Origin of the sequence: Streptomyces sp. NPDC093097 (assembly GCF_044754325.1) — a bacterium.
Taxonomy (GTDB): Bacteria; Actinomycetota; Actinomycetes; order Streptomycetales; family Streptomycetaceae; genus Streptomyces.
This window is the reverse complement of sequence record NZ_JBIVOW010000050.1, coordinates 1-15,420: the sequence shown is the minus strand read 5'-3', so window position 1 is coordinate 15,420 and position 15,420 is coordinate 1. Positions and strand designations below refer to the sequence as shown.

The following is a 15,420-nucleotide window of genomic DNA, read 5'->3' as shown; positions in this document are numbered from 1 at the left end:
ACCGCCAGAGCACGCCTTCGAACTGTTTGCGCAGCCGCTCGGGGTACGGGCCGAACCTGCCTATCGGCAGGTAGGGCTCGATGAACTCCCACTCCTCATCCGTCAGTTGCCTCTGCGTCATACGTAATGGCTTACCGGATCACACCCGACTGCGGGAGCAAGTCCCACAGATTGATCACAACCGAATACGCGCCCTAGTCGTCCTTGTCGGTATGTGAGCTTGGTCGGGCCGCGACGAACTGCCCCTGTTCGGGGGCGAGTCGTCGACGCCCGACTGCCTCTCCCCCTCAGACCGCCGGCCCCCTCAGCGCCTTCTCGTGTTGCATGCGCGTGAGGCGGCGGACGAAGAAAATGGCGAGAACGGCTGCCGCGATGTTGAAGAGGTCGCTTGCCATGAGTCCGGCGAACGCCCCCTTGATCTCCTCCGGGCTCTCGACCTTCTCGTACCGCAGGGTGGCCAGGCGTCCGAAGAGGAGGTTCACGATCCACAGCGCCCACCAGCAGTTGAGCAGTGCCTTGGATCGGGAGCGCTCGTCGGCGCTGGCGTTCCAGATGTCGGCGGCGATCTGCCGGGGGAACCACAGGTTGGCTATCGGCACGATCCAGCCCCATATCGCCCAACCACGCTTCTTCTCGTGGTACTCGGGGGCGAAGACCTCCGCGTTGACGCGAGTGCGGTGGAACCAGACGATGAAGACCACGGCAGTCGCGACGGTGAACACGACCTGTGCGATCGCCGCGATCCGGTACAGGGCGTCCGCCTGGTCGATCTCCTGCGCGGTGACGGAGTCGGCGTCGGCGATGAGCCTGCCGATCAGTTGGTACGAGTGGTTGCCCTGCCACAGGGAGAACAGGTCGGCGACGATGACGACGCCGAGCAGGCCCATCACGGCTTTCGAGAGCCCGATGGGCGAGCGGAGTACGGCCTGCGGGCCAGGCGGAGCTGCCCAGCCGGACGGCGGCGGTGGCGGTGGTGTGATGGGCATTTGGGACATGTGAACTCTCAGTGGTGTCGAGTGACTGTGGTGTAGGGGTGCTGAGTGGGTGAGGGCGGAGGGGTGTGCGTTGGCGCAGGCGCGTTGCCTGCGGCCGGTACGTCAACCCGGTCACTACGCCGAGGCGAAGGCGTGGGGGTATTCGGCAGTCCCGGATCGTCCTGCGCGGCGTGTTGGGTCACGGTGGGCGTTTGCGGTGGGGTGGTGCGTCGGGCGTGTCGGCGTCGTGGTGTGACGTGTTGGCGGACGTCGTTGATGCCGCGGCGCATGGTGGTGCGGAGCCACTTCCCCAGGGGGCGTTCGATGAGGCGGTGGATGAGCCAGGCGGCCAGGAGCATGAGTGCGGTGACCGAGGCCACCAGGACCGGGGCAGGAATCCGGTTCCGGTAGTGGTGGATGAGGGTCATGCCGATGTTGAGGTGGATGACGTAGAGGGGGTAGGTGAGGGCTCCGGCGGTGGTGAGCCACTTCCACTGGATGCGGTCGCAGGCGCCGAGGGCGATGGCGCCGACGAGGGCGAACGCCGCGATGATGAGGAAGCGGGCGGGCCAGCTGGGCAGGGCATCCGCGGCGGCCTTGCCGAGGTTGGTGGCCAGGCGGTAGTCGATGTAGCGCTGAGCGAGGAGGAGTTGGAGGATCACGATCGCCCACAGGATCGCGTTGGGACGGAAGCGGCGCATCAGGTAGAAGGCGATGCCGGCGATGAAGAACGGTGCGTACTGCGGCATCGCGAACGCGGTGAGCAGCGGGGTCCTCAGGACGGGGGCGAGGGCGGCGGCCGCGGTCCATACCCCGCACAGGATCAGGCAGTTGCGGTAGGTGATGCCGAACAACATCACCACGACCATGATCAGGTAGAACTTGAGCTCCACGAAGAGCGTCCAGTACACCGGGTCCACGTTGGGTGTGTTGTTGCCGCCCTGGAGCATGGTCAGGTTGGCGATCACCGTGTCCCAGCCGCGCAGGGAGGCGACCTCCGGCCACGTCTTCACCACCAGCGCGGTGAGCAGGATGCCGACCCAGTAGGCGGGGAAGAGTCGGGAGACGCGGGAGACGGCGAACTCGCCCACCGTGCGGCCCCAGGCGCTCATGCAGATGACGAAGCCGCTGACCAGGAAGAAGACCTCCACCCCGAGCCAGCCGTATTGGGCCAGCTTGTGGGCGGTCGGGAAGATCGTGTTCGTGGCATGGCCCCATGGTCGGGCCAGGGCGATGTAGTGGTAGAAGACCACCATCAGGGCGGCGAGCAGCCGCAGTCCGTCGAGTACGGCAAGTCTGTTTGCCGAGTGGCGTTTGGCCATCGTGTATCCCCCTGGCGCCCTGGTCAGGGGCGCTCTGTATCCGAAGAAACGCACAGGCCGGTTGGGGCCTGTGAACACGTTGTGCGGCGTTCCCGCTTCGTGGGCGGTGAACGGCCGGTCCCGCGGAGTCGCGCGTTGCCTGCGCCGGGATCAGCAGCGCAAGTCGGCGTGCCGGGCCCGGCATCGACCGGGCCCGGCGAGGAGTTCAGCGGAGCGTGCTGCCTGGCGCGGGTACGAGGGTGCGTCCGGGGGCTATGGAGGTGGTGGTGGTGTCGGGGTGCAGGGTGAGTCCGCCTCCGGTCCACAGGGCGACGACGTCGTCCTGACGGTCGGGGCCGCCGAACGTTCCGACGGTGGTGAGGGCGGCGTTGCGCCAGGGTGACTGGCCGGGCTGGAGCTGGTGTTCCTTCCGCTTCGGCCCGATCCCGTTGCCGGCGATGTCCTCGTAGACGCTGACCTCGCCGTCGACCCAGCGGACGAAGAGGTCCTGGTCACCCGTCATCGCCTTGAAATCGCCTGCGGCGAGGTCACGGGCGTGCGGCCAGGTGCGGTTGGCCGGCGGCATGAGCTGTCGTTCGCCGTGCACGCCCCCACCGTCGACGTTGGGATAGAGCGTCACCTCGCCATCGGACCATGCCACGACGAGGTCGTCGCTGCGGGTGTTGCCACCGCCGAAACGGCCGGCGGTCATCGCGGCGACGTGCGACCAGGTGCCGTTGGGGCCGCGCAACTCCACCCTGTTCTTCAGCTTGTTGGTCTCGTTGACGTCCTTGTAGAGGTTCACCGTGCCGTTGGTGAAAGAGACCAAGAGGTCTTGGCTGCCGCTGCCGGTGAAGTCGCCCGCGGCCATGAAGTTCGCCTGCTGCCAGGTCTGGTGCTTGGCGAGTTGGATGTCCTTGCGGAAGCCGTACGTGCCGTTGCCTGGGTAGAGGGAGACCTCGCCGTCGGACCAGCGCACGATGAGGTCGCTTGCGTGGTTGCGGACGGAGGCGGTGTGGAAGCGGCCCGCAGTCATGGCTCTGGCGTGCTGCCAGGTGCTGGAAGCTCCCATGCCGGCGCCGCTGCCGGTGTCGGCGGGGGCGTCGCTGACGGCCTGGTTGTACAGCCGGAAGACATCGTCGTCGAACTGGGAGGTGTAGGAGGTGTGGTCGTAGGCCCCGCCGGTCTTGTAGCCACCGATGACGCCGACCAGATCACCGCGGGTGCCGTCGAAGTTCTCCAGGAACGGTCCACCGCTGACGCCGGCGCGGAAGCCGTCGCACTTGATTTCCATGAACCGGCCCTGGAAGGCGGTGGTGTCGTTGGTGCACCGCAGGGGCGTCCGCTGCCCTCCGGGGTAGCCGGCGACCGTGATGTTCTGGCGGGCGAGGTTGCCGGAGGCCACCTTGGTGAGGGTGTTGCCGCGGCCAGTGGCGTCCTCCAGCAGCTTCCCCTCGGAGTTGGGGCCGACGCGCAGGAACGCGAAGTCCACATCGTCATCGGGTGTCGATGACTGGTAACGGGGATCGACCCAGATCTTGCCGGGCTTCACCGGGAAGATCCCGTAGGGGATCTCGCCGACCTGGCCGGCCGCCGAGTTGCCCGCCCGGTAACCAGGAACGAAGGCGATGTTGCGGTCGGAGGCGTTCTTGAGGCAGTGGGCCGCCGTGATGATCAGGCTCTTGGTGGGCGAGGCCACGGAGGCCGCGGTGCAGAACTGGTTGGGGGTCGCCTCGTCCTGGTCGTTGCGGATCAGGAAGACCCCGACCGTGGCCATGCCCTCGTCGATGGGGTGACTGGGCTCCAGGAGCGAACGCTTCTGCCGCCCGCTCGGCGACGTGGGCGCGTCCTGCGGGCCATCCCCCAGGCGTTGACCCTGTGCGCCGTCCGGGGCATCGGCGGGGACGGCGGAGCGGATGCGCTCCGGGGTCCAGTAGCGCTCGGTCTGCTGCGCCAGGCGGATCTCGTCCGGTGTGGCGTGCTGGGCGGACTTCGGCAGCTTGGCGGGAGAGGGCGTGGCTGACGCGGGTGCGGCGAGGGCGAGGGCGGTGCACAGGCCCAGAGCGGCGCTGCGTGCCCAAGGTATTCGTCTCATGAAACTTCCGTTGACGGCAGAAATGAAGGAATGATTAAGGGAGTTGGAAGGGGTTCGGTCCGGTGCGGATGCCTGTGCCGGTGTCTGGGCGCGTGCCACCGGACGGCGTGGCGGTGCACGCCCAGACAGCGGCAGTACAGCTTTAGGAGGCCGGGCGATCGGGAGCCGACTCACCGACGATGAGGCGCACGTCCAAGGAGACGCCCTCGGGGGTGGTGAGTCGGAGGGTGTAGGTGCCTGGGTGCGCGTCGGCGAAGAGCTCCGGGAGGGCGATCCGGCCCGCGGAATCCGTGCCGGGGAGAACGAGGGTGCGGACCGGGTCGCCGTGGTCGTTCTTGAAGTACGGCCCGGCAGTGACCTGTTGGGCCCTTTCCTCTTCGTCGGTGTTGCTGAGCACGGTCGCGGTGACACGCACGCCGCTGCTGGGCTCGTTGCGGGCCGTCGCCCGGACCTGCGGGAGTTCGAGGAACCGACCGTTGACGTCGGCACGCACAGGCTCGGCGGTGAGGAGTTCCAGGCGGTCGACGGTGGGCGCGGGCGCCGGCCGAACCGTCGCCTCGAAAGTACCGCTGACCGGGCCGTGCTTCCCCGGAACGGTGGCGACGACGCCGAGCGGCCCAGGCAGGTCACCGGCCAGGAGAGCGGGAGCGATGGCAATGCCTTGCCGGTCGGTAGCAACAGTGACGGTCGTGGTCCGACTGGAGAAGGACGTCCCGGTGGAGCCGGTAATGCGGAAGGCCACCCTGACGTCGGCCACACCGTGCCCATGGACGTCGAGGGCGCGCACCTGCGCACGCCGCCCAACTGCCTCGCCTGCCGTCCAATCCCCCAGGCTCCGCCCCCCGACGAGCTCCAGCCGGGCGACGGTGCGGTGGTCGGTGACCGGACGGTGGCCAGGGCCCTCCTTCCGGTCCGGGACCCCCGCGGGCTTGGCGGGTCTTTCGGCCGGGTGAGACGGCGTGGAGGGCTTAACGGGCGTGCCGGGGCGACCTGTTGTCGAATCCGCTGGCCTCTTCCCCTGCTTGACGCGGGGAACGGCGGCGGACCCAGCCCGTACGGATCGGGGCTGCGGCGTGGCAGCAGGCGCTCGGTCGTCTGCGGGGTCGGGATGATGCGGTACGGCAGGCGCGTCGTCCGGCGTCGCGCTGACCTTGCCCCCTTGGTACGTGCGCATCCAGTCCCGTACGGCGTTCACGTATTCACGGGAGTTGTTGTAACTGAGGATGGCCTTGTCCAAGTCGGCCGGACGGTTCAGGTCACGGCCGCCGGAGCAGAGATAGTGACCGGTCGCGAGGGCGGCATCGTAGATGTTGTTGGGATCGCTGACGCCGTCGCCGTTCCCGTCAGCCCCTCTGGTGGCCCAGGTGGAGGGGATGAACTGCATGGGACCGATGGCGCGGTCGAACTCGGCGTCACCGTCCCAACGCCCGCCGTCCGTATCGCGGATGAGGGCGAACTGCCTGCCGTCCAGGCGCGGACCACGAATCGGCTTCGCGGTCGAACCGTCCGCACGCAGGCCGTAACCCGCGGCGTGCACGGACTCGACGCGCCCGATGCCCGCGACCAGCTGCCAGGACAGATGACAGGACGGCCGGGCGCTGCGCAGCGTCCGCTCGGCCTTCTTGTAGGCGTCCAGAGCGGTGGCGGGAATGCCTGTCCGGCCTTCGGGTTTGGTATCGCCTTGTGGCTCTCCCGTGGTTCGGTCCCGGTCCTGGCGCGGGAGGTCGGGCAGCTGGAGGTCGGGGACGCCGCGGGGTTGCGCCTGCGGAGCATCCCCATCAGGAGCGGCATCGCGGGCATCGGCACTGGGTGGACCGGCAACCAGCAGCGGACTCACCGCGGAGCCGGCGGTCAGGCCGACTGCCAGCACACAGACACACACGCCCTGACGCACACGACGCGCCAGCAGCACGGAGAAGACGGACGACAGAGAAGGCGACAGCTTCACGAGTGAGCAGATCCTCGGTGTCAAGCAGGTACGAGAGAGAACAAGGGGAGACGCCGAAATCGAGGCACGAGACGGAGCAACGGGGCCGACGTCACACACCGCCGCCCCGAAAGGTCCGACCGACCGGGCTGGTCGGCCGGACGCTTCGGCTCAACTGCCGGGTCAGCCCCAGAGCTTGATCTCGTCGTGAAGCCCTGCGGCGTCCACGGCCGGGAACATGGTGAACTTCCCGTCCGCCCACCGGACCAGGACATCATTGGGAACGTCGTTGGCCACGAAGGCACCGACACCCATGACGGTCGCGTTGGTCATGTAGGACTTCTGCGGCTTGATCTGAATCTCGCCGTGGAGTCCGGCCGCGTCGACACCCGGGTAGATGGTCGTCTCGCCATCGCTCCAGCGCACCAGCAGATCGGCGGTCTTCTTTCCCGTGAACTCACCCGATGCGATCTGCGTCGCGTGCGACCAGGTCGTGTTCTTCTGGACCAGCGTCTTCTTCGCAGACTCCGCCAGGCCGTTGGTGTTCAGGTCGGGATGCAGCGTGACCCCGCCATCGTCCCAGACAACCAAGAGGTCGTCGCGCTGTGCGTTGGCCGTGTACCGGCCCGCGGTCATGTTCTTCAGATGCGGCCAGGCACCCTTGGGGTCCGGCGCGGCAAGCCGCTTCTCGCCGTGGAAGCCGCTCTTGTCCACGTGCGTGTACTGGGTCATTTCGCTGTCGACCCAGCGCACCACCAGCCCGTCCGAACCGTCCCCGAAACTCGCGCCGGTCATCTGCTGGACGAACTGCCAGTTGGTCTTCGGGTCTTCCTTGAGCGGCTTTCCGATCTGGTATTCCGCGACGAAGGGTTGGCGGGCGTCCTTGTCGTCCGCGCCCTGGTAGAGCGTGACCTCGGAGTCGACCCATCGAACGATCAGGTCCATGTGCCGAGCACCGCCGGCCGAACCGCCGGTGAAGTACCCCGCGGCGATGTGAGTGGCCTTCCCCCAGGGCGCCTTGGGGAAGACATCGCGGTAACTGACCTTCTGCACCCAGGTGCTGAGGTCGTCCACGCGGGTATCGAGCGCACTCGTACGGGTCTCGGAAGCATCTGTGCCCAGGCAACCGCCCTGCCAGGAGGTGCTGTTGACACCTACCAGCTCCATCCGCCCGGCGTTCTCCCGCAGCGCCGGACCACCGGTGTCGCCCTTGCACACCGCCCCGTCCGCAGGGGACTTGGGGCTGATGGACATCGATCCGTCCGCCACTGAGTCCACGGCGAACGACGCAGCGCCGAGCCGGTCGGGAACCCAGTCCGTCTTGGTACGGCCGAAGCCCACGACCTTCAGTTCGTCGCCCGGCGCGGGCGCTGCCGACCCGACGGTCACGGGAGTAACTCCGGTGACCGGCTTGGCGAGCTTCGCCATCACCACGTCACGGCCCTCATACGGGACCAGCTCGACGATGTCGGCCACGCTGCCGGTCGTCTGCGTGAGTTCGGTGCGGCCGACAGTGGCGGTCGTCTTCCACTTCGGCGCGCCTGCGGAGACCTTGAACCCCTGGCTGGGGTTGTCCGCGAAGCAGCTGGAGGCGGTGAGCACCCACTGCTTGTCCACTAAAGCACCGGTGCAGGCACGCGCAGAATCGCCCTCACCGATGGTGAGCTTCGCCGCGAAGGCGTATGCGTCCGCCTTTGCTTCCCCGCCAGCTATTGCACCCGCAGGTGTGGCGGCGGTGATGCCGGCCGCCAGCACAGTGGCGGTGAGCAGGCCCGTGGTCCACGCGGCGCGTGAACTCTTTCCAGACATGGGGATCCTTCGGTGTTTCGAAAATACGGGGCAGGCCGCACGGAGAGTTGCCGTGCAGCGCGCGACACCGACGGAGCAGAAACTGCTGCCGTCGGCGCCGCCCATGCCAGTCACGTGCCGGCATGGGCTGCAATGCGTCGATGGGTGCGGACTGATGCGCAATGTTCCCAGCGCGGTTGTCCGACGCGGATGCGGGGCCTGATCAAGCCAGGCTCCGGGCCGGCTCGCAGGTCGTCCCGGCTGGGCCGGGTCAGCCGGTGACGCGGAGCTCGACCAGGAAGGAGCGCTTCTTGCCACCGCCGGATTCACCAAGAGGCTTGTAGGTGCCTTGGGGAGCGTCGACGACGGTTTCCTTGCCGTCGGCGGTGATCTTGGCCTGGACGGGGTGGGCGTTCGGCCAGATCCCGAAGGAGTCGGGCAGTTCCAGGGTGAGGTAGCCCTGCTTACCGGAGACCTTGAAGCAGAACTGGCCCCCGCCGGTGCGGGATTCAACCATGATGTCCTGGTTGATCTCGCAGTCGACCAGCACGATGTGGCCATCGCCGCGCTTGAGGGTGATCTCCTGATCCTGGAGGATCTTTGCGGCCCCCGGGTAGGCGAAGTCCTCGACGGCCGACGGCATCTCGGCCGTGGCCGCCGCGGGGGCGGGCTGGGGGGCAGCCTGGGCCACCGTCAACCCCGCAAATCCGACACATGCCGCTATCGATGCGATAGCCCCAGCAAAGACAGCCCTTCGGGTGCGATTTTTCGCCACGATTACCTTCCAACGAGAGCCAGTTGGGGTAACAAACACCCCGTAGTGCGGTAAGTAAAGCACATGTAAGATGACGCCCAATACGCCCCCAAGCACTCTTAACGACTTGGGTTGTTGCGGCATCCGAGTGTCATGAAGGCACCCGTGCATCCCTGGATCTCGTCACCCAGATTTCACCCTCATCGCACCCAAACGGACATGCCGGCGGGCGACTGGGATCCAACGGCCAAGCCGCAACTGACGGCGTCCGACCAGGAGGGAAACGCACGACATGAAACGGGGACTGCGCTCTGTAAGAGCGCCCCGTCACACGACGAAGCGCCCAGGGGGCAGACTGCGCGGGGCATGTGCCGCGTTACTTCCCGCCACGCTGCTCACCGGCCTACTGGGCGCCACGCCTGCTAGCGCCGATGCGGATGATGGTCCGTACCGGCTGTCGGACCGGGCACTCGCCGTCGACCTGTGGCGGTTCGGCGGGACGGGGATCAAGGAGGCAGCCGAGCAGGCACTGCTGGGCAGCGACGAGGACATCAAGAAATTCCTCGCCGACAAGGACCGCATCCAGAACCTGGACGACCGCGTCGATGTCAGCCGCATCTTCAACGTGGGCGGCCCCGCAGTGCGCGATGCCGCGACGAAGGCGCTCAAGGGCACCCCCGACGACCTGCACGCCTTCCTGAAAGGCGGCTGGCAGGCGCCGCTGCGGCAGGACCAGCGAGTCGACGTATCGACGATAATCAACTTCGGTGGCAACGGCGTCAAGGAGGCCGGTACCGCAGCCCTCAAGGGCACGCCCGAGGACGTCAAGAACTTCCTTGAGGTCGGGCAGTACAAGGCGCGCGAGACCGACGACCGGGTCCTGGTCTCGCAGATCATCAACGACGGCGGCCCGAACACGAAGGCCGCCGGTCAGCTCGCACTCAAGGGCACGCCCGCCGACATCACCGAGTTCGTCGAGGTCGGCCAGTTCGTGGCTCGCAACCGCGACCAGGAACACGCCACCATCGCCCAGCTCAACGAGCAGGCAATCAAGGCCGGCAAGCAAGCCGAGGAGGCGACAAAGAAGGCCGAGGGCGCCTCCGCCAAGGCCGTCAAGGCCGCGAACGAAGCCAAGGAGGCCGCAAAGACTGCGGCCGAGCAGACCGAGGCGGCCAAGGACAACGCCAACGAGGCCGCGGTCAAGGCCAGGCAGGCCGCCGACGCTGCCCGGGCCGCCGCCGAGGCGGCCCAAGAGGCGATCGGGTCGGCCAACGCCGCGCAGCGCGCCGCCCGTGTGGCGGCCATCGCCGCCGCGCAGACGGCCAGTGCTGCGAACGCGGCCGCCGCCGCCGCGACGAAGGCCTACAACGCTGCCATCGCGGCGGGCCAGGACGCTGGTAAGGCGGCCGAGGCCCGGGACGCCGCGAAGAACGCCCGGCTCGCCTCCGCCATGGTGAAGGACTCGGCTCTGGCCGCGCAGCGGGCCGGCGACGCCTCCCGTGCCTCCCAGAAAGCAGCATCCGCGGCAAAGGACGCCGGAGCCAATGCCGACGACGCCGCTGCTTCCGCCGAGGCAGCCAACCGCGCTGCGGAAGCGGCTGGTGTGCACTCCGGCGAGGCCCAGGCAGCAGCCGCCGAGGCCCGCCGCCATGCCCGTGAGGCCAACAGGGCCGCCAACGCCGCCGTCGCACTGGCGGGCAAGGCCGCCGACGCAGCCTACGAGGCCCGCGACGCGGCTAACCGGGCCGCCGACCATGCGGACAAGGCCGCCGCCGCGGCCGAGGAAGCGGCCAAGCATGCCGGAGAGGCCACCGCCGCAGCCGGGGAAGCCACCAAACAGGCCAACGCGGCCAAGGAAGCCGCCAACACGGCAACTGCCGCTGTGGCCACCGCCAAGAAGGTCTTCACCATCGCCCGCGAAAGCGAGAGCGAGGACCTCACCACCCGGACCAACGCCGCCATCGAACGCGCCAAGTCCAACAAGGCGCAGACCGACCAACTCACGTCCAAGGCCGCAGCCGCCGTGGTCGACGCCCGCAGCCTGGACGACACCGCTGCCGCCCTCGCTGACCAGGCCGCCAAGCCGAATCCGGATGCGAAGGCCCTCGCGGCCAAGGGACGCGACCTGGCCCTGCGGGCGATGAAGACCCGCGGCCCTTGGGAACAGGGCGCGGCTGTTCAGGCTCTGTCCGGCACAGACCAGGACGTCCTCGACTACCTGCGCACCGGCTGGAAGAAGGCCGTACAAGACGAGGCCCGCGAAGAGGTCTTTCAGCTGTCCACTCAGAGCCCGTTCGAGTCCGTGCGTACCGCGGCTCAGGACGCGCTCAAGGGAACCGATCAGCAGATCAGCGACTTCTACAAAGCCGGCCAGTACACAGCTGGCCGGATCGACTACCGGGTGCGCGTCTCGCAGATCTTTAACGACGGCGGACCGACCGTGAAGGAAGCCGCCACCGCTGCCCTCAAGAGCACCGACCCCAAGGCACTGGCCGCGTTCATCACCATCGGCCAGTACCAGGCGCGCAACATCGACGAGCGGGTCCTCGCCTCCAGCCTGGTCAACGACGGTGGCCCGGAAGTCAAGGCCGCCGCCACCATCGCCCTGGCTGGCCCTGCCGACAAGCTGCACGCCTTCATCCAGGTGGGCCAGTACATGGCCGATCGAAAAGACCAGCTCGCCAACACCCACATCGCCCAGGTCGAGCGACTGATCAACGAGGCCGACGGGGTGGCGGCCGAGGCCCAGAAGAACCGCTGGTTGGCCGCCAAGGCCGCCGCCGACGCCAACAAGGCCGCCCAGGAAGCCCGGGACGCCGCGACCCAGGCATCGGACAACGCCACCAAGGCCCAGGGTTACGCCGCCGACGCGGACAAGTCCGCCACCAAGGCTGAAAAGTTCGCCGCCCAGGCAGCGAAGTCCGCCACCACCGCCCGTAATGCCGCCGACCGCGCCGACCAGGCCGCCAACGACGCAGCCGAATCCGCAGCCCAGGCCGAATTCTCCGCCAACTACGCCCGCAACTCGGCAGTTGCCGCAAGTGCGTCAGCCGCGGGGGCCCACGACTCCGCGCTGGCGGCTGGCAAGAGTGCTGCAGAAGCCAACACTCTTGCCTCCCAGGCATGGGACGAGGTGCTGAAGAGGCGTCAGGCGGAGGAAGCCGAAGCCCGGCAGCAGGCAGCAGCCGAGCGCAAGAAGCAGCAGGAGCAGAAGCCGAAGAAGCCCTGCGTCGTGCCCATCAACCGGGACAGCCTCCCGATCTGTGCCTACGACCCAGAGAACATTACGCTGCAGATGTGGGATCCCGACCCGAGACTGGTCGCGGTCGTCTGGGCGGTTACCGGCCTCAATGACATCAAGGACTGCATCAAGGACCCCGCCCTGGGCAAGTGCGCCATGGCTGCCATGGTGGCTCTCCCCAGCGTCGGTAAGCTCAAAGCGGTTGAGGAAGGTGTCCAGGCTGCTGTCGAAGCTACCCGCATCGCCCGCGCAACCAGCGGCGGGTTCAAGGAGGCATTTACGGCGGATGAGGTCTTTGCTCTCAATCGTCAGCTCGGTGGAACGGGAGCCGTGATGCGGAGCTCTCCAGAAGCTGTGTTGCAGAGCGCTGGCTACTACTCTTCGTTCTACAACAAGCTTGGAGCGGTGATTCAGGGCATAGCGGGAGGCCACATGTTCTTGGACGGATGCAAGCGGACCACGGTCGCTGTCGTAGAAAAGCTCCTGGAGAGGAACCATGTAGCTCTCCATCTGTCCCGCGATGAGCTCTTCGAGGTCGTAAAGCAAGTCTCAGCTGGTGAGCTGCGGGGTGTCGAGAATATCGGATCGCGCCTTCGCGGGTACTAGGGGAAGTCGATCGGATGGACATCGAAACACTGATGGAAAGACTAGGGAAAACGGGAGTTACTGTGCTCCTAAAAGTAGATGAACCGGCCACCGCGAAGGATGGCAGAACTTGGACGGTCGCAATGATCGGCCCAGCTCTTGGCGAGGGGAATCATATTCACCTGGAGAATCGAAGCCTTGGCGAATGCCTCAAGGTGGCTTTCGAGCAACTACGCGAATATCCGGGCGACTGGTCATGGCTGCCGAAAATCGCCTAGCGTGACGTGAGGCGAAGATGGCGCCACCCGCTGGTAGCGCCATCTTCGCCTCACAGCTTCGGTATCCGTGATCAGGGCAGGCCGGCCACCGAAGCCCCTGGGGCCTTTTTAAAATACTCGAGAGGTGAGCACTGTGGATATCGAAGAACTGATGGAGAGACTAGGCGAAGCCGGCATCACTACTATTCTGAAGGTGGATGCCACAAGGATGGATGAGGGCGGCACTCCTTGGACTATTTCCTTGGGGGGATCGACTCTGGGAGAATTGGAGTATATTCGCCTAGACTGCAACACTCTTGACGAATGCCTCCAGGGGGCTTTCGGGCAACTACGCGAATATCCGGGCGACTGGTCGTGGCTGCCTTAAAGCCGATCATGCCTGGCCACGTTCGCTGGATTGACCACTCTCCAGTCGCGACTCAAGAGTCTGCAATCCGCAGTGGGCGAGGCGGGCAGGGGCAGACTCCCCATGGATCAGCATCCCAGCTTTCGCGGAATCAGAGAACTGGCACTGACACCAGCCGGCGAAGGTCCGTCCGGAATCCTTCTGGACGGACCTTCGCCATACGCAGTGAGGGCTCACTGGCTGGGTAGTGGGCTCCATTATGGAGCCTGGAGTATGGCCCTCCCCCATGGAGTGGAGTCAACTGGCGGAAAAGGTCAAGCGGCTCGCAGAGCAGGTGCGCACCGAAATCGACGCACTGGGAATCGACCCCGATTGCATTCCGGCCCCCAGCACCCTCTAGCAGAGAAAACGGTCTGAGTCCTTTGGGAGTCTAGTTCAAGAGCTCCGTCAGCGAGTATCGCGCCGGCGGAGCTTTTGACTATCTATCAGGATCCGACGGATGGCAGGAGAAAATTATGCCGATCGCGGTAGTTGGTGCAATGGACTGTGCGGGTGCGCCCCTGGAGAGGGATGACTGGATCCCGATGGATGTCACCTGGGAACCCTGGGTAGACGGTAGACCGCTCTATCTCAGGATCTCTGGGACTAACCTCGCGCTTTCGCGCGCCCAGCAGACTCGGAGGTCTTCGTGATGTAGCTGATCTTGAGTCGTAAGCTCGTTGTCGCCTGCCGGTGGAAGTCCGGTCCGGGTAGCTGCCAGGAGGCCCGGTAGCAGACTGGCGGCGTCGGGGGGAAACGCCCGGCGTCGAAGCCCAGTGTCGAAAGCCCTGTAAGGGGGAGCAAAGCAGCGGTCCGTAGCATCACGCGAAGCCTGCGGCGTCGATAGAGGCCCGCCTCTCGGGGCGGGGACAGGGAGTGCCGAGCCCCCGAAATCAGGGCGAAGGCCATGGAAGCGGCGAAGATCCTGGAATGGCAGCCGTGAGGGACTCCCCGGCGTATGGGGCATGGAACGTTGCGACGGTGACAGCGGGAACTGGGGAGGCCCTCCCCGGCCCGGCGGCCTGCGGACAGGTGCTGCCGGAAGCTGCGCGTCCTATAACCGGGTGATCCTCGGGAAGTGGGCGCGGGCCGGGTGGGCGTCGGAGGCGGCCGTAGTACCGCGATGAGCCGGCGGACAACACAACCGCCGGCCAGGGAAGGGCCGCTGCTTCGTCGATGCGTAGGTTGTCTGGAGGGGCTTGGTGAGTGCCGTTTCGGCTAGTTCCACCACGTCGGGATCCCTGAAGCTGGATCCGGTCCGAGCCTTGCAGCATGCGCTCTACCGGGCGGCCAAGGCCGATCCCGGACGGCGGTTTCACGCGCTGGGGGACAAGGTCCACCGCAGGGACGTCCTGAGGCGCGCGTGGGTGACGGTGCGTCGCAACAACGGCGCGCCGGGCATTGACGCCACCACTCTGGCTGAAGTTGAGGAGTACGGCGTTGACCGGCTCCTTGATGAGGTGGCTGCGGAACTGCGGGAAGGCTGTTGGCGGCCGTTGCCTGCGCGTCGGGTGTTCATTCCGAAACCCGGCTCTGTGGAGCAGAGGCCGTTGTCGATTCCTTCGGTTCGCGACCGGATTGTGCAGGCCGCGTTGAAGATCGTGCTCGAGCCGGTCTTCGAGGCCGACATGCTTCCGTGCTCGTTCGGGTTCCGGCCCAGGCGCGGAGCGCACGATGCCCTCCAGGTCCTCGTGGATGAGGCGTGGCGGGGCAGGCATTGGGTGGTGGAGACGGATATCGCCAACTGCTTTGAGGCGATTCCGCATGAGAAGTTGATGCAGTCGGTCGAGGAACGTGTCGTGGACCGGTCGGTCCTCAAGCTTCTGCGCGCGATGCTGCGGGCCGGGGTCATGGAGGACGGGCAGGTCCGTCGGCCGGTGTCCGGCACTCCCCAGGGCGGGGTCATCTCCCCGCTGCTGGCCAATGTCTATCTGCACCGGCTGGACCGGGCGTGGTCGACACGGGAACACGGGGTGCTGGTGCGCTATGCCGACGATGGTGCGCCACGAACACAACGGGAGGTTTCGATGTAGACGAAGTCTTCCGACGTGATGCTGCACTGGTGATGGAGGTAGGCCCTCCGGGACCGCCC

The 15,420-nt window shown here is 66.7% G+C and carries 9 protein-coding genes and 1 pseudogene; 3 read left to right on the top strand and 7 right to left on the bottom strand.

Annotated elements, in window-relative coordinates; translation table 11 throughout:
- The 7 genes and pseudogenes from ACIQE0_RS38490 to ACIQE0_RS38460 form a co-directional block, all read right to left on the bottom strand.
- Positions 1–121: pseudogene (locus ACIQE0_RS38490) on the bottom strand (IS5/IS1182 family transposase); the annotation flags it as partial.
- A 166-nt stretch (positions 122–287) separates the two neighbouring features.
- Positions 288–986 carry a DUF4328 domain-containing protein gene (locus tag ACIQE0_RS38485; RefSeq protein WP_402340978.1) on the bottom strand — a complete coding sequence of 233 codons (699 nt, stop codon included), beginning with the start codon at positions 984–986 and terminating at the stop codon, positions 288–290.
- Positions 987–1,003: 17 nt separating this feature from the next.
- Positions 1,004–2,296, bottom strand: coding sequence for an acyltransferase family protein (locus ACIQE0_RS38480; protein WP_402340976.1), 1,293 nt, complete (start codon positions 2,294–2,296; stop codon positions 1,004–1,006).
- 205 nt (positions 2,297–2,501) lie between these two features.
- On the bottom strand, positions 2,502–4,370 hold the full coding sequence (locus ACIQE0_RS38475; RefSeq protein WP_402340973.1) for a trypsin-like peptidase domain-containing protein: 1,869 nt from the start codon (positions 4,368–4,370) through the stop codon (positions 2,502–2,504).
- Positions 4,371–4,512: 142 nt separating this feature from the next.
- The gene (locus ACIQE0_RS38470; RefSeq protein ID WP_402340970.1) at positions 4,513–6,318 is read right to left on the bottom strand and encodes a lytic transglycosylase domain-containing protein; all 1,806 of its coding nucleotides are present in this window, start codon (positions 6,316–6,318) and stop codon (positions 4,513–4,515) included.
- A 162-nt stretch (positions 6,319–6,480) separates the two neighbouring features.
- Positions 6,481–8,211, bottom strand: coding sequence for a S1 family peptidase (locus tag ACIQE0_RS38465; RefSeq protein WP_402340967.1), 1,731 nt, complete (start codon positions 8,209–8,211; stop codon positions 6,481–6,483).
- Positions 8,212–8,356: 145 nt separating this feature from the next.
- Entirely contained in the window at positions 8,357–8,776 is a 420-nt protein-coding gene (locus ACIQE0_RS38460) for a hypothetical protein (protein ID WP_402340964.1), read from the bottom strand.
- A gap of 355 nt (positions 8,777–9,131) precedes the next feature.
- Between ACIQE0_RS38460 and ACIQE0_RS38455 the strand changes: the two genes are divergently transcribed.
- The 3 genes from ACIQE0_RS38455 (at position 9,132) to ACIQE0_RS38445 (ending at position 15,361) form a co-directional block, all read left to right on the top strand.
- Positions 9,132–12,686, top strand: a complete 3,555-nt coding sequence (locus ACIQE0_RS38455) for an ALF repeat-containing protein (RefSeq protein ID WP_402340961.1) — start codon at positions 9,132–9,134, stop codon at positions 12,684–12,686.
- A gap of 14 nt (positions 12,687–12,700) precedes the next feature.
- Positions 12,701–12,943, top strand: a complete 243-nt coding sequence (locus ACIQE0_RS38450) for a hypothetical protein (protein ID WP_402340959.1) — start codon at positions 12,701–12,703, stop codon at positions 12,941–12,943.
- Positions 12,944–14,593: 1,650 nt separating this feature from the next.
- Entirely contained in the window at positions 14,594–15,361 is a 768-nt protein-coding gene (locus ACIQE0_RS38445) for a reverse transcriptase domain-containing protein (RefSeq protein ID WP_402340956.1), read from the top strand.
- Positions 15,362–15,420 lie beyond the last annotated feature (59 nt).